Below are 22,767 nucleotides of genomic sequence, written 5' to 3' on the forward strand. Positions count from 1 at the left end.
ATATCACCGAAATTATCGTGTTTCACTTGAGGGGGGCAGTCCAGCATTGTCACAGTAATTCCCGAGACTTCATGAACCCCGAACGAGCGCGAGCGATCGTTCACTGGGGGTGGACCGCTCATGGAAAATGGCGCATGATTAATGCAAGGTGGGAGGAGCAGATGGGCTCAGTTTCGATTTGGCATTGGGTTGTAGTTATTGTGATGCTTGCGAGTCCCATTATGGGCATCGTGAGGGGCGTAAAGAACGGTTCTGCCATCCACGCAGTGTTGTCGGCATTCGTGCCGGTGTACGGTCTCATCTATTTTTTTGTAGCGGCGAACCCCGATCCCGTCCCAGGCACGCCGAAACTGCCAGGATAAGCTACAAGGAGCCTCGCGCAACGGCAGCGGAAACTACGGTGACACTTAAACTTCTGCGGTCATTGCGCTGATGGTTAGTGAGTGCACTGCCACGGTAAACACATCAGCGCGCCCATCGAGACCCAGTCGCGCAAGGTGCCGTGACTGCGTGCGGCAAAGACGGACGCGATGCTGAGTACGTTTCAGGCCCTGTATCCATCCGCCTATAAGGCGAAGTTCGACGGCTATTTCGCTTACTGACAAAGGGCTTCCTGTCGGCACGCCGATCCGCATCAGTCTTCCGTGAAGAGTGATGACTTCTGGGTACGCGCGCGGGAGGGCCCTGGCAAGGATTACGGCGAACCGTAGTCTCTCACCCCCGCCCGCGATACGGCGCCACGCCCTGGTCCGGCACCCACAGGCCCTTCGGCAGCTTCCCCGTCTGCCAGAACACGTCGATCGGAATGCCGCCGCGGGGATACCAATAGCCGCCGATGCGGAGCCATTTCGGTTTGAGCTCGGTGGCCAGGCGCTTGCCGATCGCCACGGTGCAGTCCTCGTGGAAGGCGCCATGGTTGCGGAAGCTCGCCAAGTACAGCTTGAGCGATTTGGATTCGACCAGCCATGGGCCCGGCGCGTAGTCGATCACCAGATGGGCGAAGTCCGGCTGGCCGGTGACCGGGCACAGCGAGGTGAATTCCGGCACCGTGAAGCGGGCCAGATAATCCGTGTCCTTCTGCGGATTGGGCACGCGATCGAGCGTCGCCGTCTCCGGACGGTCCGGCGCGGCGACCGGCCGGCCCAGCTGGAGCTCCGGGGATGTCTCGGATTTGATGGATCTTTTTGCCATGTCTCGGGTCACGGATGAGGTTGGCGCCGTCTTATCCAATTGAATCGCCGGCGTCACCCGCTTCGTGATTTGGAAACTTGATCCGGCCGCGGCTTGATTTGGCCGTGACTTGATTTGGTCGTGACTTGGCCTTTTCGGCCTCCCGTCCCTGCGGTAGAAGCGGCGCAGCAAAGCCCACCAGAAAAGCCCTCAAGAGGACCCCATGACCGCCATCGTCGACATCATCGGCCGCGAAATCCTGGACAGCCGCGGAAATCCCACGGTTGAGGTCGACGTCGTGCTGGAGGACGGTTCGGTCGGCCGCGCCGCCGTGCCGTCCGGCGCTTCCACCGGCGCCCATGAGGCGGTCGAGCTGCGCGACGGCGACAAGCATCGCTACCTCGGCAAGGGCGTGCTGAAGGCCGTCGAGGCCATCAACGACGAGATCTATGAGGCGCTCAGCGACATGTCGGTCCAGGACCAGGTCCAGATCGACCAGATCCTGATCGAACTCGACGGCACTCCGAACAAGAGCCGGATCGGCGCCAACGCGATTCTCGGCGTGTCGCTGGCCTGCGCCAAGGCGGCCGCGATCTCCTACGACATGCCGCTGTATCGCTACGTCGGCGGCACCTCGGCCCGCACTTTGCCGGTGCCGATGATGAACATCGTCAATGGCGGCGTCCACGCCGACAACCCGATCGACTTCCAGGAGTTCATGATCATGCCGGTGGGCGCGCCGAGCTTCGCCGAAGCGCTGCGCTGCGGCTCGGAGATCTTCCACACCCTCAAGGGCGAGCTGAAGAAGGCCGGCCACAACACCAATGTCGGCGACGAGGGCGGCTTCGCGCCGAACCTGCCGTCGGCTGATGCCGCGCTCGACTTCGTCATGAGCGCGATCGGCAAGGCCGGCTACACCGCCGGCGAGGACGTGATGCTGGCGCTGGACTGCGCCGCCACCGAGTTCTTCAGGGACGGCAAATATGTCTATGAAGGCGAGAACAAGAGCCGCTCGCGCTCCGAGCAGGCCAGATATCTCGCCGACCTCGTCGCGCGCTATCCGATCGCCTCGATCGAGGACGGCATGTCGGAGGACGACATGGACGGCTGGAAGGAGCTCACCGACCTGATCGGAAGCAAGTGCCAGCTCGTCGGCGACGATCTGTTCGTCACCAATGTCAACCGCCTGGCCGATGGCATCCGCAACGGCCGCGCCAATTCGATCCTGATCAAGGTCAACCAGATCGGCACGCTGACGGAGACGCTGGCGGCGGTCGAGATGGCCTACAAGGCCGGCTACACCGCCGTGATGTCGCATCGCTCGGGCGAGACCGAGGACTCCACGATCGCCGATCTCGCCGTCGCCACCAATTGCGGGCAGATCAAGACCGGCTCGCTGGCGCGTGCCGACCGCACCGCGAAGTACAACCAGCTGCTGCGCATCGAGCAGGAGCTGGATGCGCAGGCGCGCTACGCCGGCCGTTCGGCGCTGAAGGCGCTGGCCTGATCGTTCGCTGAAAACAAGACAACAGGGGAGGCGCGCATGAGTGTCGAGACACAGGGCCTGCAGCTGCGGACATTGATCAAGCGCAGCGGCGAGCTCGAGCTCTCGCTGGTCGACGTGCCGACCCCTGAGCCGGGGCCGGACGAGGTCGTGGTGCGCATCGAGGCGGCGCCGATCAACCCGTCCGATCTCGGCCTCCTCGTCGGCGCGGCCGATCTCTCGACCCTCCAGGCGTCGGGCACCAAGGAGCGTCCGGTGATCACGGCCAAGGTGCCGGAGGCGGGGATGCGGGCGATGGCCGGCCGGCTCGACGAGTCCTTGCCCATCGGTAACGAGGGCGCCGGCACCGTGGTCAAGACCGGGGCGTCCGACGCCGCCAAGGCGCTGATGGGCCGCACCGTCGCCGCCATCGGCGGCGCGATGTACAGCCAATATCGCTGCCTGAAGATTTCCGAGTGCCTGCCGCTGCCGGCGGGCACTACGGCGGCCGAGGGCGCGTCCTGCTTCGTCAATCCGCTGACGTCATTGGGCATGACCGAGACGATGCGGCGCGAGGGCCATACCGCGCTGGTGCACACCGCCGCCGCCTCCAATCTTGGGCAGATGCTCAACAAGATCTGCCTCAAGGACGGCATCCAGCTGGTCAACATCGTGCGCAGCGCAGCCCAGGCTGAGCTTCTGCGCGGCATCGGCGCGAAATATGTGCTGGATTCGACCTCGCCGACGTTCATGGACGAGCTGATCGCGGCGCTGGTCGAGACCGGAGCGACCATCGCCTTCGATGCGATCGGCGGCGGCAAGCTCGCCGGCCAGATCCTCAATGCGATGGAAGCCGCGATCAACAAGTCCGGCAAGCACGCTTACAGCCGCTACGGCTCGAGCGTGCACAAGCAGGTCTACATCTATGGCGGCCTGGATACGCGCCCGACCGAGATCCCCCGCGGCTTCGGCATGACCTGGAGCGTCGGCGGCTGGCTGTTGTTTCCGTTCCTGATGAAGATCGGCCGCGCCGATAGTGAACGGCTGCGCCAGCGCGTCGTCGACGAGCTCAAGACCACCTTCGCCAGCCATTACACGAAGGTCGTGTCACTGACCGAGGCGCTCGATCCGGCCAACCTGGCTGTGTACGCCAAACGGGCCACTGGCGAAAAATTCCTTATCGACCCTCACAAAGATAAGTGACCTAACGTCGCTCCCCGGACGTTGCGGACAGGCTTGCGTTTGGCCTGCGGCCGGAGACAATCCGCGCCGTTTTGTCCGAGGGCGGTGTTGGCCGCTGACAGCACTGAGGAGAGATGTGTCATGACGCAGTTGGATCGCCGTCGATTTCTGGCCGGCGCGGCGCTTGCCGGAGCCGCGAGCGCGTTGCCACCGTTGGCCAGCACGGCAGCCCGCGCGGCCGTTGCGCCCGCCGGTGCGCAGGCGCCCGGCTTCTACCGCTACAAGGTCGGCGACTACGAATGTACCTCCGTTAATGACGGCGCGCGCACCTTCCCGATGCCCGACAAGTTCGTGGTCAACACCGCCAAGGACGACGCGCTGGCGGCGGCGGAAAGCGCCTACATGCCGAAGGGCATGATCACGATTCCCTTCAATCCGCAGCTGATCAATACCGGCTCCAAGCTGGTCCTGATCGATACCGGCAACGGCGCGGGCGCCTTCGAGGCGAGCAAGGGCGCGGTCGGCCGCACCCTGCAGAACCTCGCCGCGGCCGGCGTCGATCCGAAGAGCATCGACATCGTCGTGCTCTCCCACATGCATGGCGACCACATCAACGGTCTCAGGCTTGCCGACGGCTCGCTGGCGTTCCCGAATGCCGAGCTCAAGGTGCCATCGGTGGAGTGGGCGTTCTGGAACAGCGACGAGAACGCCGCCAAGGCGCAGTCGGAGCTGATGAAGGGCAATTTCGCCAACTTCAAGAAGGTGTTCGGCGGGCTGGAGAGCAAGGTCACGCAATACGAGTGGGACAAGGAGGTGGCGCCGGGCATCACGGCGCTGGCGACTCCGGGTCACACGCCGGGCCACACCTCGTTCGCCGTCGCCTCGGGCAATGCCAAGGTGTTCATCCAGTCCGACGTCACCAATGTGCCGGAGCTGTTCCTGCGCAATCCCGACTGGCACGTGATGTTCGACACCGACGCCGCGATGGCCCAGGAGACGCGGCACAAGTTCTACGACTTGGTCGCGGTCGAGAAGGCCAAGGTGATCGGCTTCCATTTCTCGTTCCCCTCGGTGGGCTATGTCGAGAAGGATGGCCCCAAGTACCGGCTGATCCCGGCACCGTGGAATCCGGTGATCTGAACTTTTCGTCATTGCGAGCCAACGGGTCCGCGCGAACGCGCGGCCCGATGACAGGCTCCGCGACGCAATCCAGGGGCTCGGCCGGGACTCTGGATTGCTTCGTCGCTTCGCTCCTCGCAATGACGAAGAGAGAGCGTACGAACAGGCCGCCTTCGGGCGACCTGGTCATTGTGCCCATACGAAATGCCGGGCTTTCCGCGCTGGCTGCGAACCCCTATGTCGAACACCTCGGAAATTCCCGCAGGATTCGCATGTCGACCGATCTTTCGCCCTCCCGCGCCGATCTCTCCAACTGGCGCACCGCGCCGTTCAGCCGCTGGGCCTTTCACAACATCCGGTCGATCCTGCCGGTCGCCGAGATCGAGAGTGCGCCGGGCAGCGCCTGGGCTCTGCCGGTACGTCCGGTCGCGTTCGATGATTTCAGCCTGCGGCTGCCCAAGGGCGGCACGCTCGACCTCGATGGCTTCCTGAAGGCGACGGCGACCGACGGGCTGTTGATCCTGCATGACGGCCGCATCGTGTTCGAGCACTATGACGGCGGCACCGATCGCGACACGCCGCATATCCTGATGTCCGCGACCAAGTCGATCACCGGCCTGATGCTCGGCATCCTCGCGGATCGCGGCGAGATCGACGTCGATGCCGAGGTGGGGCGCTACGTGCCGGAGGTCGAAGACACCGCCTATCGCGGCGCCACGATCCGTGAGCTCATGGACATGCGCGCCGGCATCGTGTTCGACGGCGCCGGTCTGCAGGCCTATGCCGCCGCCGCCGGCTGGGAGGCCGGTCGCACCGGGCACGACGCCAAACCTGCATGACTTCTTCGCGACGATGCGCGCGCAGGCGAAGCCGCATGGCGGCCCGTTCAGCTATGTCTCGTCCAACACCGATCTGCTGGGATGGGCGATCGAGCGCGCCACCGGCCGCAGTTTCGCGAGCCTGGTGAGCACCCTGCTGTGGAAGCCAATGGGCGCGAGTGGCGAGGCCTTCATCACGCTCGATCGCAAGGGCGCGCCGCGCTGCACCGGCGGCTTCTGCGCCACCCTGCGGGATTTCGCCCGGCTCGGCCAACTCGTGCTGTCGGCCGGCCGGCGCGGCTCGCATGCGATCATCCCTGAGACCTGGCTCGACGACATCAGGGACCATGGAGACACGCAGGCCTGGCGCGACGGCCAATGGCGCGACAGCTTCGCAGCCATCAGCCGCAACATGCATTATCGCAGCGGCTGGTACGTCATCAACGATCAGCCGCAGCTGACATTCGCGATGGGCATTCACGGCCAGAACCTGTTCGTCGATGCTGCCAACGCAATCGTGATCGCAAAGCTGTCGTCCTGGCCACAACCGGTCGAGGGGCCATCGATCTGGCTCACACACAAGGCCGTGGCCGAATTCACCCGCTGCATCATGGCCGCACGGTGATGTCGCCGCGGCGGCTGCCGTCTGGAACATCCGAACGTTTCCCGCGATGAAACGCTGAGTTTCGCGATCGGCCAGTTCATGCACTTGCATCTTCTTGGCCGCGGGCCTTAAGTGCCGCCCATATGTTCCTCTTCAAAGGATGGTCTCATGCCCGCTCCCTATTCGATCGTCGCGCTCGTCGGCAGCCTCCGCAAGGACAGCTTCACCCTCAAGATCGCGAAGGCGATGGCCAAGCTTGCTCCCGCCAGCCTCAAGATCGAGGTGGTCACGCTCGAAGGCCTGTCGTTCTTCAACCAGGACATCGAGGCCAACCCGCCCGCGGATTGGCTCGCGCTGCGGGCGAAGCTCAAGGCCTCGAACGGCGTGCTGATCCTGACGCCCGAATATAATCGCTCGATCCCCGGCGTGCTGAAGAACGCCATCGACATCGCCTCGCGCCCGTATGGGCAGAGCTCGTTCCTCGGCAAGCCGGTCGGCCTCATCTCCAATTCGCCGGGCCCGCTCGGCGGCGTCGCCGCGGCCAAGCATCTGCAGAACATCATGCCGGGCATTTCGGGCCCCGTGATGGGCCAGCCTGAGATCTATCTCAACGGCGTCGGCGACGCGTTCGATGGCCAGGGCGAGCTGACCAAGGAGTCGCTCAAGGCGGTGCTGCAGCAATATCTGGACGCATTCGCGGCCTTCGTGGCCAAGCAGAACGGCTGACTTTCATCCTCGCCGCATCAGGCGAGGCAACCCAGGTCGAGGAGGGCAGGGCGTTGACGCGCTCTGCCCGATCGGTTTTGAAGAGAGGCGGTGACCTGCGCAATGATGCGCGCGCCAGAACGCGGCGCAAGGACGCGCCGCGAGGACGCGTGCCAAGGTCACGCAGCAAGGACGCGCAATGGCTCATGCATTCACACCTGCCAATTCGTCGAAGCCCGGTCCGAACCAGCCGGAGCTGAATTCGGAGGCGATCTGGCAGGCGCGGATCGACCTCGCGGCCTGTTTTCGCATGGCGGCGCGCTACGGCTTGGAGGAGGGCATCTGCAACCACTTCTCGGCGCTGGTGCCCGGCTATGATGACCTCTTCATCGTCAATCCCTACGGCTACGCCTTTCGCGAGCTGACGGCGTCGCAGCTGCTGGTGTGCGACTTCGACGGCAACGTCATCGCCGGCGACGGCCGTCCCGAAGCTACCGCTTTCTACATTCACGCTCGCATCCACAAGGCGCTGCCGCGCGCCCAGGTCGCCTTCCACACGCACATGCCCTATGCGACGGCGCTGTCGATGACGGAAGGCCAGCCGCTGATCTTTGCCGGACAGACGGCGTTGAAATTCTATGGCCGCACCGCCGTCGACGAGAACTACAACGGGTTGGCGCTCGACAACAGCGAGGGCGACCGCATCGCCGCCGCGATCGGCGACGCCGACATCGTGTTCATGAAGCATCATGGCGTGATGGTGCTGGCGCCGACCATCGCGGAAGCCTGGGACGATCTGTATTATCTCGAGCGCGCCTGCCAGGTGCAGTGCCTGGCGCTCTCGACCGGACGGACGGTCGTGCCGGTCGCGCCCGAGATCGCCGCGGCGACCTACCGGCAGATGCGGGACGGCGATACGGAATCGGCGCGGCTGCATATCGAGGCGATCAAGCGCACGCTGGATGCCGAGGAGCCGGCGTATCGGAGTTGAGCGCCCGTGGGTGGGGGCAGGGTTAGCGATTCCTTAACCGCCGGGATCGCATTGTCACGCCCATGGTCTCTCGCGCACGCCTGAAATCGTTCCTGACGGGGCTCGCCCTTTACACGATGGCGGCGGCCATCATCGGCTATTTCGGCATCAACGCTTATACGGGGCGCTATGGACTCACCGCGCGCCAGGAACTTGACCAGGAGATCATCTCGCTCACCTCTGAGCTCGTGCGCCTGAAGCAGGAGCGGGCCGAGGGCGAGAGGCGGGTGTCGCTGCTGCGCTCCGACCGGGTCGACCCCGATATGCTCGATGAGCGCGCGCGCTTTCAGCTGGGCTACGCCAACCCCCACGATCTGATCCGGATCAGCCGTCCGTAGTGATCGCGGCGACGATCGGACCATGACTGCCCAGTTTTTAGCTGGCGCGGCGCATTGAATTTCAAAAAAGCCGGCGATCGGATTCAAATATTTCGTGCTCGTTGCAGTGCGGCAAACGCAAAGTGAATGGTGGTTCACGCGGTCCTTTTACGTCTCCTGGAGTTGAGCTAGAGAGGGCTACTTTTTCTCTCATCCGGAATTGCCATGGCCGCACCCAAGAAAACCGCCGCAAAGGAACAAGGGCAGGACAGAGACAGCGGCCCGCCGCCGGAATTCACCAGAGAACAGGAATTGGCCGCGCTGCGCGACATGCTGCTGATCCGTCGCTTTGAGGAGAAGGCGGGTCAGCTTTATGGCATGGGTGCGATCGGCGGCTTCTGCCACCTCTATATCGGCCAGGAGGCCGTGGTGGTTGGCATGCAGATGGCGCTGAAGGAGGGCGACCAGGTCATCACCGGCTATCGCGACCACGGCCATATGCTGGCCTGCGGCATGGATGCCAAGGGCGTCATGGCCGAGCTCACCGGGCGCCGTGGCGGCTACTCCAAGGGCAAGGGCGGCTCCATGCACATGTTCAGCATGGAGAAGAACTTCTTCGGCGGCCACGGCATCGTCGGCGCGCAGGTGTCGCTCGGCACCGGGCTGGCGCTCGCCAACCGTTACCGCGGCAACGACTCGGTCAGCGTCGCTTATTTCGGCGACGGCGCGGCCAATCAGGGCCAGGTCTATGAGAGCTTCAACATGGCGGAGCTCTGGAAGCTGCCGGTGATCTACGTCATCGAGAACAACCGGTATGCCATGGGCACCGCGGTGTCGCGCGCCTCGGCGCAGACCGACTTCTCCAAGCGCGGCATCTCCTTCAACATCCCGGGCGAGCAGGTCGACGGCATGGACGTCCGCGCCGTGAAGGCCGCGGGCGAGAAGGCGGTCGCTTGGTGCCGCGAGGGCAAGGGCCCCTACATTCTGGAAATGCAGACCTACCGCTATCGCGGCCACTCGATGTCGGACCCGGCCAAGTATCGCACCCGCGAGGAGGTCGAGAAGGTCCGGCACGACCAGGATCCGATCGAGCAGGTCCGCAACCGCCTGCTGGCGGCGAAGGTCAGCGAGCAGGATCTCAAGGCGATCGATGCCGATGTGCGCAAGATCGTCAACGAGGCGGCCGATTTCGCCCAGGCCGATCCCGAGCCTGATGCCGCCGAGCTTTACACCGACGTTTACCGCTAAGCGCAGACGCTGTTTCTTCCGGAGCTGATATGCCAATTCAAATTTTGATGCCTGCGCTGTCGCCCACGATGGAGAAGGGCAACCTCGCCAAATGGCTGAAGAAGGAAGGCGAGGCGATCAAGTCGGGTGACGTGATCGCCGAGATCGAGACCGACAAGGCGACGATGGAAGTCGAGGCGACCGACGAGGGCACGCTCGGCAAGATCCTGATTCCCGAAGGCACCGCCGACGTCGCGGTGAACACCCCGATCGCGACCATCCTCGCCGACGGCGAGACCGCGGCCGACCTCGGCAAGGCGGCAGCGCCCGCTATCGAGATGAAGGCCGCGCAATCGGCGCCGCCGGCCGAGCCTGCCGCCTCGGTCCAGGCCTCGCCCGCACCGACCGGCGTGGCTGCGCCGCAAAGCGTGGCCGAGCCGGATCCGGAAGTGCCTGCCGGCACCGAGATGGTCACGCAGACCATCCGCGAGGCGCTGCGCGACGCCATGGCCGAGGAGATGCGCCGCGACGGCGACGTCTTCATCATGGGCGAGGAGGTCGCCGAATATCAGGGCGCCTACAAGGTCACCCAGGGCCTGCTGCAGGAGTTCGGCGCCCGCCGCGTGATGGACACGCCGATCACCGAGCACGGTTTTGCGGGCATCGGCGTCGGCGCGGCGATGGCCGGCCTCAAGCCGATCGTCGAGTTCATGACCTTCAACTTCGCCATGCAGGCGATCGACCAGATCATCAACTCCGCGGCCAAGACGCTGTACATGTCCGGCGGCCAGATGGGCTGCTCGATCGTGTTCCGCGGCCCGAACGGTGCGGCCGCCCGCGTCGCTGCGCAGCACAGCCAGGACTACTCGTCCTGGTACTCGCACATCCCCGGCCTCAAGGTGGTCGCACCGTATTCCGCGGCCGATGCCAAGGGCCTGTTGAAGGCTGCGATCCGCGATCCGAACCCGGTGATCTTCCTCGAGAACGAGGTGCTCTACGGTCACTCCGGCGAGGTGCCGAAGCTCGACGACTACGTGATCCCGATCGGCAAGGCGCGCATCGCGCGCAGCGGCAAGGACGTCACCATCATCTCCTGGTCGAACGGCATGACCTACGCGCTGAAGGCCGCCGACGAGCTCGCCAAGCAGGGTATCGAGGCCGAGGTGATCGACCTGCGCACGCTGCGTCCGATGGACACCGAGACCATCATCGCCTCGGTCAAGAAGACGGGACGTGCGGTCACGGTGGAAGAGGGCTGGGCGCAGAGCGGCGTCGGCGCCGAGATCGCCGCGCGCATCATGGAGCATGCCTTCGACTATCTCGATGCGCCCGTGACGCGCGTGTCCGGCAAGGACGTGCCGATGCCGTATGCGGCGAACCTCGAGAAGCTCGCGCTGCCCTCGGCTGCGGAGGTCGTGCAGGCCGCCAAATCCGTCTGCTACCGCTAAGGGAAATCCCGAACATGGCCGGACCCAAGGAGCAGCCGCTGCCGCCCGACGTCGTCGGCCGCGAGGACGCCACCGAAGTGTTGCGCGCCTTCGTGCTCGATGGCGGGCTCTCGATCGCGTTCCAACGCGCGTTCGAGGAGCCCGACGTGTGGGGGCTGCTCCTGGTCGACGTCGCCCGTCATGCTGCGCGCGCTTATGCGCGCGAGAGCGATTATTCCGAAGACGAGGCGCTGCAGCGCATCGTCGAGATGTTCGAAGCCGAGCTGGCTCGGCCGACTGATATGGGCAGCACCAGCCCCAGGTCGAAACAAGGTCACTGATCATGCCGATCAATATTCTGATGCCCGCGCTGTCGCCGACGATGGAGAAGGGCAACCTCGCTCGTTGGCTCAAGAAGGAAGGCGACCAGGTCAAGTCGGGCGAGGTCATCGCCGAGATCGAGACCGACAAGGCCACGATGGAGGTCGAGGCGGTCGACGAAGGCACGCTTGCCAAGATCCTGGTGCCGGAAGGCACGCAGGACGTGCCCGTCAATGACGTGATCGCGGTGCTCGCCGGCGAAGGCGAGGACGTCAAGGCGGCCGGCAGCGCTCCGGCGGCAGCGGCGCCCAAGCCTGAGACAAAGCCTGCCGCAGCGGCTCCCGCGGCCGCGGCTGCTCCGGCCGCCGCGCCCGCGCCGAAGCCGGCTGCGGCTCCGGCTGCGCCCGCTGCTGCGCCGCAGCTGAACGGCCACGCGCGCTTGTTCTCCTCGCCGCTGGCGCGGCGTCTCGCCAAGGATGCCGGCATCGATCTCGCGCGCATCACCGGCACCGGCCCGCATGGCCGCGTCGTGGCGCGTGACGTCGAGGAGGCGAAGTCCGGCAAGGGCCTCAAGGCCGCGCCGTCGGCGGCGCCCGCCGCTGCAGGCGCACCCGCGCTGGCGCCCTCGATGTCCGACAAGCAGATCCTGGCGCTGTTCGAGCCGGGCTCCTACGACGTCATCCCGCATGACGGCATGCGCCGCACCATTGCGCAGCGCTTGACCGCCTCGGTGCAGAACGTCCCGCACTTCTATCTGACGATCGACTGCGACATCGGCAAGCTGCTGACCGCGCGCGAGGAGATCAATGCGGCTGCGCCAAAGGACAAGGAGAAGAAGCCGCTCTACAAGCTCTCGGTGAACGACTTCGTCATCAAGGCGATGGCGGTGGCGCTGCAGAAGATTCCGAACTGCAACGTCAGCTGGACCGAAGGCGGCATGGTCAAGCACAAGCATTCCGACGTCGGCGTTGCGGTTGCGATGCCGGGCGGCCTGATCACGCCGATCATCCGCAAGGCCGAGACCAAGACGCTGTCGGCGATCTCAGGCGAGATGAAGGACTTTGCCGCGCGCGCCCGCTCGCGCAAGCTGAAGCCCGAGGAATATCAGGGCGGCACCACCGCGGTGTCCAATCTCGGCATGTACGGCATCAATCACTTCACGGCCGTGATCAATCCGCCGCATGCGACCATCCTTGCTGTCGGCACGTCGGAAGAGCGGCCGGTGGTGCGCAACGGCAAGATCGAGATCGCGAACATGATGAGCGTGACCCTGTCCTGCGATCACCGCGCGATCGACGGCGCGCTCGGCGCCGAGCTGATCGGCGCCTTCAAGCAGCTGATCGAAAACCCCGTGATGATGATGGTGTGAGCCGCGCTGCAACCGCATCCGCCGTCATTGCGAGCGCAGCGACGTGTCCGCCGAAGCCCAGAGGGCGAAGGCGGAAGCCATCCAGAGTCCCGCCGGAACCCTGGATTGCTTCGTCGCTGACGCTCCTCGCAATGACAGAGAGAGTTCGACTGACCCCCGGCTAACGATGAGAATGATTGCATAGCCATGGCCGACACATCCTTCGACGTCATCATCATCGGCTCCGGCCCGGGCGGTTACGTCACCGCGATCCGCGCCGCCCAGCTCGGCTTCAAGACCGCGATCATCGAGAAGTCCTATCTCGGCGGCATCTGCCTGAACTGGGGCTGCATCCCGACCAAGGCGCTGCTGCGCTCGGCCGAGATCTATCACTACATGCAGCACGCCAAGGATTACGGCCTCTCTGCCGAGAAGATCTCCTACGATCCGAAGGCGGTGGTGGCCCGCTCGCGCGGCGTGTCGAAGCGGCTGAACGACGGCGTCGGCTTCCTGATGAAGAAGAACAAGGTCCAGGTGATCTGGGGCAAGGCTGCGATCGACGCGCCCGGCAAGATCACGGTGACCAAATCCGACGTCGAGGTACCCAAGGGCGCGCTGGGCGAGGGCACCTATCAGGCCAAGCACATCATCGTCGCCACCGGCGCGCGGCCGCGCGTGCTGCCGGGCCTCGAGCCCGACAAGAAGCTGGTGTGGACCTATTTCGAGGCGATGGTGCCCGAGAAGATGCCGAAGTCACTGCTGGTGGTCGGCTCCGGCGCGATCGGCATCGAGTTCGCCTCGTTCTTCCGAACCATGGGCTCGGAGGTGACGGTGGTCGAGGTGCTGCCGCAGATCCTGCCCGTGGAGGACGCCGAGATCGCTGGCATCGCCCGCAAGCAGCTGGAGAAGCAGGGCCTCAAGATCATGACCGGCGCCAAGGTCACCAAGCTCGACAAGAAGAGCGACAGCGTGGTGGCGACGATCGACGACGGCAAGGGCAAGATCGAGGCGATCGAGTTCGAGCGCGTGATCTCGGCGGTCGGCGTGGTCGGCAACATCGAGAATCTCGGGCTCGAGAAGCTCGGCGTGAAGACCGATCGCGGCTGCATCGTCATCGACGGCTACGGCAAGACCAACGTGCCCGGCCTCTACGCCATCGGCGACGTCGCCGGGCCGCCGATGCTGGCGCACAAGGCCGAGCATGAGGGCGTGGTCTGCATCGAGGCGATCAAGGGCCTGCATCCGCACCCGATGGACAAGAGCCTCATTCCCGGCTGCACCTATTGCCACCCGCAGGTCGCGTCCGTCGGCCTCACCGAGGCCAAGGCCAAGGAGCAGGGCCGCGACGTCCGTGTCGGCCGCTTCCCCTTCGTCGGCAACGGCAAGGCGATCGCGCTCGGCGAGGATCAGGGCCTGGTCAAGGTGATCTTCGACAAGAAGACGGGACAGCTGATCGGCGCGCACATGGTCGGCGCTGAGGTGACCGAGCTGATCCAGGGCTATGTCGTCGCGATGAACCTGGAGACCACAGAGGAAGAGCTGATGCACACGGTGTTCCCGCATCCGACCCTGTCGGAGATGATGAAGGAAGCCGTGCTCGACGCCTATGGCCGCGTGCTGAACATGTGAGTCGCTCCGTCATTGCGAGGAGCGAAGCGACGAAGCAATCCAGACTGCCTCTGCGGAAAGACTCTGGATTGCTTCGCTTCGCTCGCAATGACGGCGCTGAAACGCATGTGCCTCAATCGAGAAAGCAAGTGCCCATGAAATCCAGCGACAACCTCACCATCGAGCGTCCGACCTTCGTCACCCATCTCGAATGCGCGATGGAAGGCGATCACTATCCGGCCGACCAGGTCCACAACCTGTCCAAGGCCGGCAAGCCGCTGCTGGTGCGCTACGATCTCGCCGGGGTGAAGCAGGCGCTGACCAAGGACGCGCTGGCGCAGCGCCCCGCCGACATGTGGCGCTATCGCGAGCTGCTGCCGGTGCGCAAATGCCAGGACATCGTCAGCCTCGGCGAAGTGATGACGCCGCTGATCAATCTGCCCAAGCTCTCGAAAAAACTCGGCGGCGGCGAGATCATCGTCAAGGATGAGGGCCGGTTGCCAACCGGCTCGTTCAAGGCGCGCGGCTTGGTCATGGCGGTGTCGATGGGCAAGGCGCTCGGCATCACGCACATGGCGATGCCGACCAACGGCAATGCCGGGGCTGCGCTCGCCGCCTACGCGACGTCCTGCGGCATCAAGACGACGATATTCTGCCCGGCCGATACGCCCGAAGTGAACGTCAGCGAGATCGAGCTGCAGGGCGCGACCGTCTACCGCGTCAACGGCCTGATCGACGACTGCGGCAAGATCGTCGGCGAGGGCAAGGCCAAGGTCGGCTGGTTCGATACGTCGACGCTCAAGGAGCCGTATCGCATCGAGGGCAAGAAGACGATGGGGCTTGAGCTTGCCGAGCAGCTCGGCTGGGACGTGCCCGACGTGATCTTCTATCCCACTGGCGGCGGCACTGGCCTGATCGGTATGTGGAAGGCGTTCGACGAGCTCGAAAAGATCGGGTTCATCGGGTCCAGGCGCCCGCGCATGGTCGCGGTGCAGGCGTCCGGCTGCGCGCCGATGGTGCGCGCCTTCGAGCAAGGCGTCGAGCATGCAACGCGCTGGGAGGACGCCCACACCATCGCCTCCGGCATCCGCGTGCCGCAGGCCGTGGGGGATTTTCTCATCCTGCGCGCCGTCCGCGAGAGCAAGGGTTTCGCGATTGCGGTCGACGACGACAAGATTTCATCTGCGCTGTCAGAGGTCGCGCGCGAGGAGGGGCTGTTGCTATGCCCCGAGGGAGCTGCGACCTACGCCGCCTATAGGCAGAGCCTCGCCGACGGGCGCGTGACGAAAAACGATCGCGTCATGCTGTTCAATTGCGCGACAGGGCTTAAATATCCGCTGCCGCCGGTCACCCGTACGCTCGATCGTCACCAGCCGATCGATTTCGGGCAGTTCTAACTAACAACCGCACCGCGGCCTCGGGCACGAGCTGCAGCGCAGACGCATCGGCGTCTGCGCTTGGCGCGTGCGACATAAGGGAGGACGTGATGCGACGAGCTGTTTGCGCCGTGCTGCTTGCGTGGGTCGCCTTGGCGATGCCGGCGCGGGCGGACACCTATCCCACGCGCCCGATCACCGTGATCGTGCCGTTCGCGGCCGGCGGGCCATCGGATGCGATGATGCGCATCCTGGCCGAACACATGAAGCGGACGCTGGGGCAGCCGGTGCTGGTCGAGAACGTGACCGGTGCGGGTGGCTCGATCGGGGTCGGGCGCGCCGTGCGATCGAAGCCCGACGGCTACACGGTGAGCTTCGGTCATCTCGGCACCCATGTCGCCAACGGCGCGGTCTATCGGCTGGGCTACGATCTCGTCGCCGATCTCGAGCCGGTCGTGCTGCTGCCGAGCAATCCGATGATCATCGTCAGCAAGACGAATGTGCCGGCGAAATCATTGCCCGAGCTGGTCGCCTGGCTCAAGTCGCAGCCGAACCCGGCATCCGCCGGTACCGCCGGCAACGGCTCCGGCAGCCACATCGCCGGCCTCTATTTCGAGCAGGTCACCGGCATCAAGCTGCAATACGTGCCTTACCGCGGCACGGGCCCGGCCATGAACGACCTTGTCGGCGGCCAGATCGACCTGATCGTCGACCAGACGTCGAACGCCATCGGCCAGGTCCGGGCCGGCACGATCCGCGCCTATGCCGTGACCGACGCCAAGCGGCTGGACAGCGCGCCCGATATTCCGACGACCGATGAGGCAGGCCTGCCTGGCTTCCACATGACCTTGTGGTCGGGACTCTGGCTGCCGAAAGGAACGGCGGCGGAGATCGTTGCGACCCTCAACGCGGCCGCTGTCGCCGCCCTGAATGACCCAGCTGTAAAAAGTCAGCTACATAATCTGGGGTTGCAGGTGCCGGCGCCAAATCAGCTGACGCCTGAGGCGCTCGGCACCCTGCAGCGGCAGGAAGTCGCCAAATGGTGGCCCATGATCAGGGCAGCGGGAGTGGTGCCAGAGTAAAGGGAAGGTATTGGGCTCTGCGAGCAATGGTGGCGCATCGGCCACGAATGTTGCGGCGCAGTCACAGTTTACGAAGTTTTGGTAACAATCTCAGGCGCTCCGCAAACGCGCCGCTTTTTGGCCACACCTGGTCGTGAAATACTTCGATCAGAACAGTACCAGTGCGTGTGAGGCTGCAAAAATCCACTCCTGGGATTTGGCGGTCTTCGGAGCACCGGGAGGCCCAGAACAGCGATGGACGCGAAGACCGACATCAAGCGCAGGCTGCCCAGCCGTCACGTGACGGAAGGGCCCGAGCGTGCGCCGCATCGGTCCTATCTCTACGCGATGGGCCTCACCACGGCTCAGATCCATCAGCCCTTCGTCGGCGTCGCCTCGTGCTGGAATGAGGCCGCTCCCTGCAATATCGCGCTGATGCGCCAAGCCCAGGCGGTCAAGAAGGGCGTTGCCCACGCCGGCGGCACGCCACGCGAGTTCTGCACCATCACCGTCACCGATGGCATCGCGATGGGCCATGACGGCATGCGCTCGTCGCTGCCCTCGCGAGAGGCGATCGCTGATTCCGTCGAACTGACGATTCGCGGTCATTCCTACGACGCGCTCGTCGGCCTGGCCGGCTGCGACAAGTCGCTGCCGGGCATGATGATGGCGATGGTCCGGCTCAACGTGCCGTCGATCTTCATCTATGGCGGCTCGATCCTGCCCGGCAATTTCCGCGGGCAGCAGGTCACTGTGCAGGACATGTTCGAGGCCGTCGGCAAGCATTCGGTCGGCCAGATGTCGGACGACGATCTCGATGAGCTCGAGCGCGTCGCCTGTCCGTCAGCCGGCGCTTGTGGCGCGCAGTTCACGGCCAACACGATGGCGACGGTCTCCGAGGCGATCGGACTGGCGCTGCCCTATTCGGCCGGGGCTCCGGCGCCTTACGAGATCCGCGATTCGTTCTGCATGACCGCGGGCGAGAAGGTGATGGAGCTGATCGCTGCCAACATCCGGCCGCGCGACATCGTCACGCGGGCGGCGCTGGAGAATGCGGCGGCCGTCGTCGCGGCCTCCGGCGGCTCGACCAACGCCGCGCTGCACCTACCAGCGATTGCACACGAGGCAGGTATCAAGTTTGACCTGTTCGATGTCGCCGAAATCTTCAAAAAGACACCTTATATCGCGGATTTGAAGCCAGGTGGCCGCTATGTCGCCAAAGACATGTTCGAGGCTGGTGGTATTCCGCTTCTGATGAAGACGTTGCTCGACCATGGCTATTTGAATGGCGACTGCCTCACAGTCACCGGCCGGACGATCGCCGAAAACCTCAAAGGCGTGAAATGGAATCCGCACCAGGACGTGGTGAGGCCGGCTGATCAGCCGATCACTGCGACTGGTGGTGTTGTCGGTCTGAAAGGCAATCTCGCGCCAGAGGGTGCGATCGTGAAAGTCGCGGGCATGTCGAACTTGAAATTCTCTGGGCCGGCCCGCTGCTTCGATCGGGAAGAGGATGCCTTTGAGGCGGTGCAGAAGCGGACCTATCGCGAAGGCGAAGTCATCGTCATCCGCTATGAGGGGCCGCGCGGCGGTCCCGGCATGCGGGAGATGCTGCAGACCACGGCGGCGCTCACCGGACAGGGCATGGGCGGCAAGATCGCGCTGATCACCGACGGCCGGTTCTCGGGCGCGACCCGTGGCTTCTGCATCGGCCATATCGGACCGGAGGCCGCCATCGGGGGGCCGATCGCCCTCGTCGAAGACGGCGACATCATCGAAATCGACGCCGTCGCAGGGCGTCTCGACGTCAAGTTGAGTGATGCCGAACTCGCGGCACGCAAGACCAAGTGGACGCCGCGTGAGACACAGCACACGTCAGGTGCGCTTTGGAAATATGCCCAGCAGGTGGGGCCGGCCGTTGCGGGCGCCGTGACCCATCCAGGTGGTGCGCAAGAGAAACATTGCTATGCGGACATCTGATCGACTCATATTCGCATTGGTGCTGGGGGTTGCCCCGCTCGCGTTACCGACGCCGTCATTCGCTTTCGACGGTGCTCCGGTCAACCAGGAGCCGGCAATCCCAGTGGCAAGCCCTCAGTCGGGCGCGCCCGGCGCGCTGCGCAAATCTGTGCCGGCCGCCGCCGCGAACGCGACCACCACGACGCCTTCTTTGACCGCATTGCAATATGCGGCTGAGGAAGGTCACCCGGTGGCGCAGTTCAAGCTCGGCCGGATGTATGCCGCGGGCGACGGCGTCGTGCGCGACGATATCCGCGCGTTCGACTATTTCAGCCGCATCGCCAACGCGCATGCCGAGGATAGTCCGTCGGCGCCACAGGCGCAGATCGTCGCCAACGCCTTCGTGGCGCTCGGCCGCTATTACTTGAACGGCATCCCGAACTCGAAGGTGAAGGCTGATCCGGATCGCGCCCGCGAGATGTTCTCCTATGCGGCATCCTATTTCGGCAATGCCGATGCCCAGTACGATCTGGCGCGGATGTATCTGAAGACGGCGGACGCCTCGCGCGACGATTTCCGCTATGGCGCGCGCTGGCTTGGCCTCGCCGCCCAGAAGGGGCAGCATCAGGCCCAGGCCTTGCTTGGCCAGATGCTGTTCAATGGCGACCGTCTGCCCCGGCAGCCGGCGCGCGGCCTGATGTGGCTGACATTGGCGCGTGACAGCGCCGGTCCGGACGAGGCCTGGATCAAGGAAAGCTACAACCGCGCCTTTGCCAAGGCCTCGGACGACGACCGCGCCAGCGCGTTGCAGATGCTCGAGAGCTGGGTGCAGGGCAAGCGGGAATAGCAGGAGCGGAATGCATCGCGTTCCCTCCTTGCGAGAGAGGGCACGTCATGATTATTCGCGATGCGACCCCGGGCGATGCGGCGGCGGCCTGCGCCGTGATTCGCGCGTCGATTTCCGAATTGTGCAGCGCCGACCACCGCGGCGATCCGGACATCCTTGGCCGATGGCTCGCCAACAAGACGCCCGACGTCGTCGCGCAATGGGCGGATGGGCAAGGGCGATCGCTGCTCGTGGCGATCGAGGGTGATGCGTTTCTCGCCGTCGGCGGGCTGGCGCATCCCGGCGAAATCACGCTGAACTATGTGGCGCCGCAGGCCCGCTATCGCGGGGTCAGCTCGGCCATGCTTGCGGCGCTCGAACAGCGCGCGGTGGAGCAGGGCGCTACGAGCTGCGTGCTGCTGAGCACGGAGACCGCTCACCGCTTCTATCTCGCACGTGGCTATGTCGACACCGGCGTCCCGGTCGGAAAGTTCGGCACGGCTTCCTCCTATCCGATGGCCAAGCCGATCGCCGCGTCCGGTCGTCGGCAGCCCGGCTGATCCCCCGCCGGCATGCGATTCGCGGGCCGGGCCCTTCTGCCCAAGGATTAAGCGAGGTGCCGCCGCTCTCTTGATCAGTCGTGGCCGGCGACCCCGGAATTGGCGATCTTTCGTACACAAATGACCTGCTTTGCAGGAAACCCGCTGTTGGCACGATTCGTGAGTGGGCGACCTCGATACAACGGAGGCGCCACGCTTTGCGCAGCGTACGGATCGGTCTTCTCGTCCCCCTGAGCGGCTCGGCGGGCCTCTGGGCGCCGTCCGCCGAGGCCTGCGGACGGTTGGCCGTGTCCGAGCTGAACCAGGCTGCAGGTATCATGCGCCGCCCGGTGGAACTGATCGTGGTGAATGCCGGGGAGACCGGACGAAGCGCGGCGCAGGCGGCGCGCGAGGCGGTGGACGAGCTCGCCGTCGACGGCCTCATCGGCATGTTGCCGAGCTATGCGCGCGATCCCGTGGCCCAGGCGACACAGGGGCAGGTTCCCTTTGTCTACACGCCGCAATTCGAGGGGCTGGCGACCAACGCGGACGTGATGACGACCGGAGAAACGGCGGGCGAACTGATGGCGCCCGCCATCCGCTGGCTCTCCGAGGAGAAGCGCGCCAGGCGCTTCTTCCTGTGCGGCAACGACTACATCTGGCCGCGCGCGTCGCTGCAGATCGCCAAGCGGCTTATCGCCGGTGTCGGCGGCACGGTCACCGGCGAGTGCTATCTGCCGGTCGGCGCTCACGACTTCGACGAGATGCTCGACCGCATCAAGATCACGCGCAGCGACGTGGTGCTGCCGGTGTTTCTCGGTTTCGACTGCATCGCCTTCAGCCGCGCCTTCTGCGCCGCCGGGCTGAGCCGCCACGTGCTGCGATTCTCCTCCGCCTTCGACGAGACCATCGTCTATGGCCTCGACAACAGCCAGACCGAGAACCTGTTTGTTGCGTCGAGCTATTTCGCGTCGATGCATTCGCGCAACAACGGCGCATTCCTGGAGCGCTACTACACGGCCTATGGCGACAATCCGCCGCCGCCGAACGGCTATGGCGAGTCCTGCTACGAAGGCGTTCACGCGCTGGCCGCGTTGATCGAACGAGCCGGAAGCTTCGATGCCCGCGAGCTCCGGCGCTACTACGGGCGCACCCTGCAGCGCCGCACCGCACGTGGCGTCGAGGCACAGCCGGTGGTTGGCGGTCGCCATCCCGTCCATCTCGCCGAGCTGGACGGCTACGATTTTTCGCTCGTCGCGACGTCGCACTGAGGCGCGTCGCACCAAAAATCACTTGCCTTTTCAAATATTGTAATTTTAAACTTTGACCGGCTCGTGAACCAGCATCACCAACCCATGGGGACCCCTTATGACTCTTTCCCGCCGTCGTTTTCTGCAACGCTCGGCCATCGCGACCTCGACGCTGATCGCGGCACCAGCGGTGTTCCGTTCGGGTGCGCTCGCGGCCGAGAATCCGATCACGGTCGGCAGCCTGCACGACCAGTCCGGCCCGATCGGCACCTCCGGCACGCCGATGGTCTATGCGCTGCAGCTGGCCGTTGACGAGATCAATGCCGGCGGCGGCCTGCTCGGCCGGCCGCTGAAGGTGATCCATTACGACACCCAGTCCAACATCCAGCTGTACTCGCAATACGCCCAGCAGCTGGCGGTGAAGGACAAGGTCGACGTCGTGCATGGCGGCATTACCTCGGCCTCGCGCGAGGCGATCCGGCCGACCTTCGACCGCTTCAAGGTGCTGTATTTCTACAACACGCTGTACGAAGGCGGCGTCTGCGACCGCAACACCTTCTGCACCGGCACGACCCCGGCGCAGACGGTGGAGAAGCTGGTGCCGAGCGCGATGAAGAAGGCGGGCAAGAAGGCCTACATCATCGCGGCCGACTACAATTACGGTCAGATCACCGCGAAGTGGATGACCAAATACTGCAAGGACAATGGCGGCGAGATCCTTTCGACCGACTTCTTTCCGCTCGACGTCACCAATTTCGGCTCCACCATCTCGAAGATCCAGGCGGCCAAGCCCGACCTGATCCTGTCGGCGCTGGTCGGCGGCAACCACACCGCCTTCTACCGGCAGTGGACCGCGGCCGGCATGAAGGGGAAGATCCCGATCGCCTCGACCACCTTCGGCCTGGTCAACGAGCCCTCGACGCTCGATGCCGCCGAAAGCGACGCGATCATCGGCGCCTACGGCTATTTCGAGGAGCTGACCACGCCGGCCTCCAAGAGCTTCGTCGAGAAGATCAAGAAGGCGCATCCGGATTCGCCTTACATCAGCGAACTCGCCTCGTGCACCTATGAAGGCGTGATGCTGTGGGCCGAGGGCGTCAAGAAGGCGGGCAGCATCGATCGCATGAAGGTGATCGAAGCCCTCGAAAGCGGCCTCGTCTTCGACGGCCCGAGCGGCAAGGTGTCGCTCGACAAGCAGACCCATCACACCGTCCGCAACGCGTTCCTTGCCGAGGTCAAGGACCGCAAATGGTCGGTGCTGGAAACCTACACCGACGCCAAGCCGGCGGACACCGCGAGCGTCTGCGACCTCGTCAAGAACCCGAACGACGTCAAGCAGTACATCATCAATCTCTGACGCCTGCCGGGTCCCGCCGGCCGGCGGGACCCGGATTCAT

19 protein-coding genes and 1 pseudogene are annotated in these 22,767 nt (G+C 64.8%); 19 read left to right on the forward strand and 1 reads right to left on the reverse strand.

All coding sequences use genetic code 11. From position 1 onward, the window contains the following. Window positions 1-714 precede the first annotated feature (714 nt). Window positions 715-1,191: a preQ(1) synthase gene (queF, locus tag ACVIJ6_RS28425; protein ID WP_456775421.1), complete on the reverse strand. Its 477-nt coding sequence runs from the start codon at window positions 1,189-1,191 to the stop codon at window positions 715-717. A 202-nt stretch (window positions 1,192-1,393) separates the two neighbouring features. Between queF and eno the strand changes: the two genes are divergently transcribed. The 19 genes and pseudogenes from eno to ACVIJ6_RS28520 all read left to right on the forward strand — a co-directional run bounded on the left by eno (window position 1,394) and on the right by ACVIJ6_RS28520 (window position 22,727). After that, the gene (eno, locus tag ACVIJ6_RS28430) at window positions 1,394-2,677 is read left to right on the forward strand and encodes a phosphopyruvate hydratase (protein WP_456775422.1); all 1,284 of its coding nucleotides are present in this window, start codon (window positions 1,394-1,396) and stop codon (window positions 2,675-2,677) included. Between the two features lie 36 nt (window positions 2,678-2,713). Continuing rightward, the gene (locus tag ACVIJ6_RS28435) at window positions 2,714-3,856 is read left to right on the forward strand and encodes a zinc-binding dehydrogenase (protein WP_456775423.1); all 1,143 of its coding nucleotides are present in this window, start codon (window positions 2,714-2,716) and stop codon (window positions 3,854-3,856) included. Window positions 3,857-3,976: 120 nt separating this feature from the next. Continuing rightward, the gene (locus ACVIJ6_RS28440) at window positions 3,977-4,975 is read left to right on the forward strand and encodes an MBL fold metallo-hydrolase (RefSeq protein ID WP_456775424.1); all 999 of its coding nucleotides are present in this window, start codon (window positions 3,977-3,979) and stop codon (window positions 4,973-4,975) included. A 251-nt stretch (window positions 4,976-5,226) separates the two neighbouring features. Beyond that, window positions 5,227-6,397: pseudogene (locus ACVIJ6_RS28445) on the forward strand (serine hydrolase domain-containing protein). Window positions 6,398-6,544: 147 nt separating this feature from the next. Continuing rightward, window positions 6,545-7,102: an NADPH-dependent FMN reductase gene (locus tag ACVIJ6_RS28450; RefSeq protein WP_456775425.1), complete on the forward strand. Its 558-nt coding sequence runs from the start codon at window positions 6,545-6,547 to the stop codon at window positions 7,100-7,102. A 178-nt stretch (window positions 7,103-7,280) separates the two neighbouring features. Further along, window positions 7,281-8,072 carry an aldolase gene (locus ACVIJ6_RS28455; protein ID WP_456775426.1) on the forward strand — a complete coding sequence of 264 codons (792 nt, stop codon included), beginning with the start codon at window positions 7,281-7,283 and terminating at the stop codon, window positions 8,070-8,072. 62 nt (window positions 8,073-8,134) lie between these two features. After that, on the forward strand, window positions 8,135-8,449 hold the full coding sequence (locus ACVIJ6_RS28460) for an FtsB family cell division protein (protein WP_456775427.1): 315 nt from the start codon (window positions 8,135-8,137) through the stop codon (window positions 8,447-8,449). A 204-nt stretch (window positions 8,450-8,653) separates the two neighbouring features. After that, entirely contained in the window at window positions 8,654-9,676 is a 1,023-nt protein-coding gene (gene pdhA / locus ACVIJ6_RS28465; protein ID WP_456775428.1) for a pyruvate dehydrogenase (acetyl-transferring) E1 component subunit alpha, read from the forward strand. A gap of 29 nt (window positions 9,677-9,705) precedes the next feature. Beyond that, window positions 9,706-11,103: a pyruvate dehydrogenase complex E1 component subunit beta gene (locus ACVIJ6_RS28470; RefSeq protein WP_456775429.1), complete on the forward strand. Its 1,398-nt coding sequence runs from the start codon at window positions 9,706-9,708 to the stop codon at window positions 11,101-11,103. Window positions 11,104-11,117: 14 nt separating this feature from the next. Next, a complete protein-coding gene (locus ACVIJ6_RS28475; protein WP_012044493.1) occupies window positions 11,118-11,423 on the forward strand; it encodes a DUF5076 domain-containing protein in 306 nt (101 codons plus the stop codon). Window positions 11,424-11,425: 2 nt separating this feature from the next. Beyond that, window positions 11,426-12,772 (forward strand): pyruvate dehydrogenase complex dihydrolipoamide acetyltransferase, encoded by a 1,347-nt coding sequence (locus ACVIJ6_RS28480; RefSeq protein ID WP_456775430.1) that lies wholly within the window; start codon window positions 11,426-11,428, stop codon window positions 12,770-12,772. A gap of 186 nt (window positions 12,773-12,958) precedes the next feature. Further along, window positions 12,959-14,380, forward strand: coding sequence for a dihydrolipoyl dehydrogenase (lpdA, locus tag ACVIJ6_RS28485; RefSeq protein WP_456775431.1), 1,422 nt, complete (start codon window positions 12,959-12,961; stop codon window positions 14,378-14,380). Window positions 14,381-14,514: 134 nt separating this feature from the next. Next, the gene (locus tag ACVIJ6_RS28490) at window positions 14,515-15,756 is read left to right on the forward strand and encodes a threonine synthase (RefSeq protein WP_456775432.1); all 1,242 of its coding nucleotides are present in this window, start codon (window positions 14,515-14,517) and stop codon (window positions 15,754-15,756) included. A gap of 89 nt (window positions 15,757-15,845) precedes the next feature. Further along, on the forward strand, window positions 15,846-16,817 hold the full coding sequence (locus ACVIJ6_RS28495; protein WP_456775433.1) for a tripartite tricarboxylate transporter substrate binding protein BugD: 972 nt from the start codon (window positions 15,846-15,848) through the stop codon (window positions 16,815-16,817). A 234-nt stretch (window positions 16,818-17,051) separates the two neighbouring features. Beyond that, the gene (ilvD, locus tag ACVIJ6_RS28500) at window positions 17,052-18,776 is read left to right on the forward strand and encodes a dihydroxy-acid dehydratase (protein ID WP_456775434.1); all 1,725 of its coding nucleotides are present in this window, start codon (window positions 17,052-17,054) and stop codon (window positions 18,774-18,776) included. Beyond that, on the forward strand, window positions 18,763-19,602 hold the full coding sequence (locus ACVIJ6_RS28505; protein ID WP_456775435.1) for a tetratricopeptide repeat protein: 840 nt from the start codon (window positions 18,763-18,765) through the stop codon (window positions 19,600-19,602). Before ilvD ends, ACVIJ6_RS28505 begins: the two co-directional genes overlap by 14 nt. Window positions 19,603-19,649: 47 nt before the next feature. After that, window positions 19,650-20,141 (forward strand): GNAT family N-acetyltransferase, encoded by a 492-nt coding sequence (locus ACVIJ6_RS28510; protein ID WP_456775436.1) that lies wholly within the window; start codon window positions 19,650-19,652, stop codon window positions 20,139-20,141. 197 nt (window positions 20,142-20,338) lie between these two features. Next, a complete protein-coding gene (locus ACVIJ6_RS28515; RefSeq protein WP_456775437.1) occupies window positions 20,339-21,391 on the forward strand; it encodes a substrate-binding domain-containing protein in 1,053 nt (350 codons plus the stop codon). A 97-nt stretch (window positions 21,392-21,488) separates the two neighbouring features. After that, the gene (locus ACVIJ6_RS28520; protein ID WP_456775438.1) at window positions 21,489-22,727 is read left to right on the forward strand and encodes an ABC transporter substrate-binding protein; all 1,239 of its coding nucleotides are present in this window, start codon (window positions 21,489-21,491) and stop codon (window positions 22,725-22,727) included. The last annotated feature ends 40 nt before the right edge of the window (window positions 22,728-22,767 follow it).

The organism is Bradyrhizobium sp. USDA 4369, from assembly GCF_054056435.1.